Annotated in this window: 7 protein-coding genes and 1 pseudogene; 7 read left to right on the forward strand and 1 reads right to left on the reverse strand. The window is 65.6% G+C overall.

Annotated features, from left to right (window positions below; translation table 11 throughout):
- The 6 genes and pseudogenes from C0V75_RS22450 to C0V75_RS22475 all read left to right on the forward strand — a co-directional run.
- A pseudogene (locus C0V75_RS22450) lies at window positions 1-230 on the forward strand (hypothetical protein); the annotation flags it as partial.
- A 1-nt stretch (window position 231) separates the two neighbouring features.
- Entirely contained in the window at window positions 232-429 is a 198-nt protein-coding gene (locus C0V75_RS22455) for a hypothetical protein (RefSeq protein WP_097147500.1), read from the forward strand.
- A 74-nt stretch (window positions 430-503) separates the two neighbouring features.
- Entirely contained in the window at window positions 504-923 is a 420-nt protein-coding gene (locus C0V75_RS22460; protein ID WP_101923205.1) for a hypothetical protein, read from the forward strand.
- Window positions 916-1560 carry an antitoxin of toxin-antitoxin stability system gene (locus tag C0V75_RS22465; protein ID WP_101923206.1) on the forward strand — a complete coding sequence of 215 codons (645 nt, stop codon included), beginning with the start codon at window positions 916-918 and terminating at the stop codon, window positions 1558-1560. Before C0V75_RS22460 ends, C0V75_RS22465 begins: the two co-directional genes overlap by 8 nt.
- A 90-nt stretch (window positions 1561-1650) precedes the next feature.
- Window positions 1651-1959, forward strand: a complete 309-nt coding sequence (locus tag C0V75_RS22470; protein WP_101923207.1) for a DUF1778 domain-containing protein — start codon at window positions 1651-1653, stop codon at window positions 1957-1959.
- Entirely contained in the window at window positions 1960-2577 is a 618-nt protein-coding gene (locus tag C0V75_RS22475) for a GNAT family N-acetyltransferase (RefSeq protein ID WP_101923208.1), read from the forward strand. It abuts the gene before it with no gap.
- Window positions 2578-2684: 107 nt separating this feature from the next.
- Here C0V75_RS22475 and C0V75_RS22480 read toward each other — a convergent pair whose 3' ends face one another.
- Entirely contained in the window at window positions 2685-2981 is a 297-nt protein-coding gene (locus C0V75_RS22480) for a hypothetical protein (RefSeq protein ID WP_101923209.1), read from the reverse strand.
- A gap of 177 nt (window positions 2982-3158) precedes the next feature.
- Between C0V75_RS22480 and C0V75_RS22485 the strand changes: the two genes are divergently transcribed.
- Window positions 3159-5625 (forward strand): strawberry notch family protein (locus C0V75_RS22485; protein WP_173861123.1); only part of this gene is annotated, 2467 nt, incomplete at its 3' end.

The following is a 5625-nucleotide window of genomic DNA, read 5'->3' on the forward strand; positions in this document are numbered from 1 at the left end:
TCTATATAATGGCCGAGACGATTTTCGGCCCGACCCTCACGCTCTCGACCGGACGCATCATCCCGACCCGCTGGGTCGGCGAGCAGCATGTGAAGGAGGACCTCGGCTTCATCCCGAGTTTTGCCGACTGGGTGAAGGCCATCCGGCCAGAGCCGTGGATGGGCCGGACCGCGCGGATCGAGGCCCTGGTCGATCCGCATCTCGCCTCGCCCGTGGTCGAGGTCAGCTGAGATGACCGATCCGGCCTATCAGCGCCTCGGGCTGCCGGCGACGGCGTCGCCCTATACGGTCCTGCGGGCAGCGGTCCGGGCGCTGCATCCCGACACGCGCGCGGTTCGCGGCTTCCGGGCCGCGCGCAAGCGCTTCTACCGGCAGATGCTCTGCGAGCATACCGCGCGACAGGCGGCGGGCGACACACCAACCGGCTGATCGCCCCAACCACCCCTTCATCCCGACACAACGCCCGGCCGCTCGGCCGGGTCTTCCCCATTCAGGAGGTTCCCATGGCGGATTACTTCACCCACTTCTCATGCCTGCTCGACGTCGGCACCCCCGACAACGCCGCCCGCGCACTCGCCCTGTTTCAGGAACTCCGCGCTGCGGATCAGGACGCTGATGATCCGGAGGTCGCGGGCTTCGACCTCGTGCGCCAGGACGCGCCTGATGGCAGCGCCCTCTGGATCCATGACGACGACCACGGCGATGTCGAAGCCGTCATCCGCTTCGTGCTGCGCTTGGCGGACGAGCTCGACCTCATCGGCCTCTGGGGCTTCCAATACGCCCTGACCTGCTCCCGGCCGCGCCTCGACGCATTCGGCGGCGGCGCGCATGTCATCGACCTCGGCGCGCGTAAGTCCATCGGCTGGACGAGCAGCCAGGAATGGCTGGCCGCTGCACTGAACGGGGAGGATGTCGATGCCTGAGTTGATCTGCACCACCGTCTACCAGTTCTCCGAACTCTCGGATGCCGCCAAGGAAAAGGCGCGCAGCTGGTATCGCGAGCTTGGCCCCCACGACGATTGGTGGGACGGGGTCTATGAAGATTTCGAGAGGGTCTGCGACATCCTCGGCATCCGCCTGAAGACCACGCCCGTCCGCCTGATGGGCGGCGGGACGCGAGCCAAGGCCTGCATCTGGTTCTCCGGCTTCTGCAGCCAGGGGGACGGAGCGTCGTTCGAAGGGTATCTTAGCCACGCCAAGGGCGCGGCCGCGCGCATCCGGGACTACGCTCCGACCGACGCAACCCTGCATGGCATCGCCGACCGGCTTCGGGCCATTCAGCGGCGTAACTTCTACCAGCTGGCCGCCGAGGTCAGCCATCGCGGGCGCCACTACCATGAATACACCATGTCGATCGACGTCACGCGCGACAGCCCAAACTGGCAGCCGCCGACCGAGGAGGCCGTGGAGATCGTGACCGAGGCGCTGCGTGATCTGGCCCGCTGGCTCTACCGGCAGCTTGAGGCTGAATACGAGCACCTGACCTCGGACGAGGCCATCGAGGAGGGGATCATTGTGAATGAGTATACGTTCACGGAAGCCGGGCGCCGGTTCGGGTGAGGCGCACCCGTCGAAGAACTTTCCCCACCGCATGCTTGAAACGTACGTCGATCTGGCGTACATATCGACAAGACATTTCAGGAGGCGACCATGCTCGGTTTCCACGACACCACCCGCGCGATCGACGAGCGCAACGAGGCCCGGATGAATTTTCGGACGAAGCCGCGCATCAAGACTGCCATCCAACAGGCGGCGGCCCTGTCCGGCGTCGACGATTCCGTCTTCACGATGAATGCCGCTTACCAGGCCGCACTTGCAACGATCGCAGCGCATGAACGGACAGTGCTCCAGCCGGTGGATCATGAGGCGTTCTTTGCAGCGCTCGATGCACCAGCTGCGCCGACCGATGCCCTGCGCGCGGCCTTCCGTCGACACAGCGACACGGTTGTGTCGAAGTAAATGGCCGCGTCACAACCGGCCGCCTACACCATCGAGCCGTTCGATTCTTCGAAGCATGATCGGGCGGCTTTTTCTTGCGGCGTTGAACAAGTCGACAACTATTTCCAGAAGACCGCGAACAAGCTCGCCAAGGCGGACAATGTCCGCCTCTATGTGATGGTCGACCCTGACGGGACGGTTATAGGATTCTATGCCCTGAATGCGCACGCCGTTCAGTTCACGGATCTGCCTGCGAAGTTCGCGCGGACCCGGCCTTCGCATGGCAACATTCCTGCCGCCTATATCTCGATGATCGGGAGGGATCGGAAGTTCAGCGGTGCCGGGTTTGGCGGCGATCTTTTGGTCGACGCCCTACGGCGCATTGCCGTTGCGGCCGACGCCATTGGCGTCGCCGTCGTCATGCTCGATGTGCTCGACTGCGGCGATCCAGACCGCGTTGCGCGCCGCAAGGCGCTTTACGAGAGCTACGGGTTTGAGCCGATGCCTTCGAACCCGCTCAGAATGTTCCTGTCCGTCAGCACAGTTCGCAAGCTGATCGCTGAAGAGGACGACATGCAGAAAAAAGATGCCGCACTCGCGGATCTGGCGCGGCACGGACGGGAGTTTGACCGAGGTTGAAGTCCTGAAGGTCGAACCTGCCAACCTATAGGTTGGCAATTGAGCTTCGGTTGCCAAGCCACGATATGGCAGACGCTCCGGAAGGCCGGAGCCAGCCGGTGCCGGGATCACTTGTTCCCGTCGATCCACTTCGACATGAGCCCCTTGTCGCGGAAGCATTCCTCCGGAACGGCACGGCGCTTGATCCGTGCAAGCTTCTCCGCGAAGGCTACCTGCTTTGAGGTCGGCAGCCGGTCCATGTCAGATACCGGCTTCAGCTGGGCCTGCGCCTCGATCCAGGCGCTGAGCGACCGACGGTCCTGCTGAACCTCCCAGGGCAGGAGGGTCTGGTTGCGCAGGGCGAGAGACCGCGCATAGGCGATCTGCTTGGCCGTCGCGGGCAGGGCATGCGTGGTGCTGTCCATCGGGAAACTCCCTTGCTGGCTTGATCCTCAATATAGAACATAACGGGAACAAAATCAACCCAAGCGAACGGAACGCACCGGTTCGAGAGGGAGAGAGGGGCCGGGAAAGATCAGGCCTGAGGGTGCCCGAGAGAGGGCGTCCGGGCCTGTCCCTGTCCCCCATTCCGGAGTTTCCCGATGACCTATCTCGCGCCCGTTGCGCCTCCCTTTCCTGTCCCGTCTCGTGATCCCGCGCCCGCGATCCTCGCTGTCGCCGAAGCTCTTCAGCCTGATCTGGCGCAGGGGTTCCAGATCGACGCGCTGCGTCTGCGCCTCGAGATGGAGCGCGCCTTTGGCGGCTCCGCTGCCGATGGCGCTTGGGACTGGAAGCTTGCCTATGAGGCGGGCGAGGTGGCGCTGGTCCTCTTCCTGCGGAAATTCGGCCGTGCGCTGCTCGCCCGGGCGGGCTCGCCTCCCGCGCTGCTTCCGATCCTCGCAAAGGTGGCGTGCCTCCTGCCCACGCACACACGCCGCTCGGAGGAGATGGAGCGCTTCCAGCAATTCTCGACTCCGCTGCCCATGGGGCTCGCGGCCTTGGCGGCTGCGCAGATCACCCCGCGTGACCTCGTCCTCGAGCCTTCCGCCGGGACCGGGCTTCTCGCGATCCTCGCCGAGATCGCTGGCGGCAGTCTCGCGCTGAACGAGCTGGCCGACACCCGCGCCGACCTCCTGCGCCTCCTCTTTCCGGAGCGACCCGTCACCAGTTTTGACGCCGCGCAAATCGACGACCATCTGGACGCGGGCGTTCGTCCGAGCGTCATCCTGATGAACCCGCCCTTCTCTGCCGTGGCCCATGTCGATGGCCGGACGACCGAGGCGACAGCCCGTCATCTGCGCTCTTCCCTTGCCCGCCTCGCGCCCGGCGGGCGTCTGGTGGCCATCACTGGCGCCGGTTTCGCGCCGGATGCGCCCGCCTGGGCGGAAACCTTCGGCCGTTTGACCGAGACGGCGCATCTTGTCTTCACCGGCGCCGTCTCCGGTGCCGCATTCGCCAAACACGGCACCAGCTTTGAGACCCGGATCTCGGTCTTCGACAAATGCCGGGGCGGTGAGCGCGGTGGCATAACGGCGGATCTGGCCCGGCCGATGTCCGTCGATGCGCCGCAGCTCCTCGGCCGGATCGTAGCAGAGGTCCCGCCACGCCTCGAGATGGATGCGGGCGTGGGCGCTCAATCGCAGCCCGCTTCCCCTTTCCGGGGACTTCCTCCCCGTGCGTCCGGCCCTGCCGCTCGACCCTTGCGTTCGACGGCAGCGGCCAATGTGGACGTGCATGTCGCCACGCCGGATACGGAGGATCTGGCCTATACCTTGCGCAAGGCCGCGGACGATCTCGGCGCTGCGCGCCTGTCGGACGCGATCTACGAGACCTTCCGCCTGCAGGCGATCGACATCCCCGGCGCGGCCCCGCATCCGACCAAGCTGGTGCAGTCGGCGGCCATGGCCTCAGTTGCCCCCCCAAAACCCTCCAACCACCCGAAACTCCCCGTGGCCGTCCTGCGCGACGGCCTACTATCCGACGCGCAACTCGAGACCGTGATCTACGCGGGCGAAGCGCATGGCGCGTATCTCGCGGGATCGTGGTGCGTCGATGAGACCGGCGACATGGTCTCGGCCGCGCCCGACGATGCCGCGGACGTCGTCCGCTTTCGCCGCGGCTTCTTCCTTGGCGATGGCACCGGCGCGGGCAAGGGCCGCCAGTCGGCTGGGATCCTGCTCGACAACTGGTGCTGGGGCCGCCGCGAGGCGCTCTGGATTTCAAAGAGCGACAAGCTCCTCGAGGACGCGCAGCGCGACTGGTCGGCGCTCGGCCAGGAGCGGCTGTTGGTGACGCCGCTCTCGCGCTTTGCGCAAGGTCGCGACATCCCGCTCTCCGAGGGCATTCTGTTCACCACCTATGCGACGCTGCGCTCGGAGGAACGCGGGGCCAAGAAATCCCGGGTCGACCAGATCGTCGATTGGCTGGGTGCGGATTTCGACGGGGTGATCGTGTTTGACGAAAGCCATGCCATGGCGAATGCCGCAGGGTCCAAGGGCGAGCGTGGCGATACGGAAGCCTCGCAGCAGGGCAGGGCGGGCCTGCGCCTGCAACACAAGCTGCCAAACGCCCGCGTGGTCTATGTCTCGGCCACAGGGGCAACAACCGTCCACAACCTCGCCTATGCGCAGCGTCTCGGGCTCTGGGGCGGCGAAGATTTCCCCTTCGCAACCCGTGCCGAGTTTGTGCAGGCCATTGAGGCCGGAGGCGTCGCCGCGATGGAGGTCCTCGCCCGCGATTTGCGGTCGCTCGGCCTCTACACCGCCCGGTCGCTTTCCTACGACGGCGTCGAATACGAAATGCTGGAACATGCGCTGACGCCCGAGCAGCGCGGCATCTACGATGCCTATGCCGGGGCCTTCGCCATCATCCACAACAACCTTGCCGCCGCGATGGAGGCGGCGAACATCACCGGAGATTCTGGCACGCTAAACCGCCAGGCCAAGTCCGCCGCACGCTCGGCCTTCGAGTCCGCCAAGCAGCGCTTCTTCGGCCATCTGCTGACGTCGATGAAAACCCCCACCCTGATCGCAAGCATCGAGGCCGATCTCGCCGCAGGCCATGCGGCCG

It is taken from the genome of Tabrizicola sp. TH137 (genome assembly GCF_002855575.1).
GTDB lineage: Bacteria > Pseudomonadota > Alphaproteobacteria > Rhodobacterales > Rhodobacteraceae > Paragemmobacter.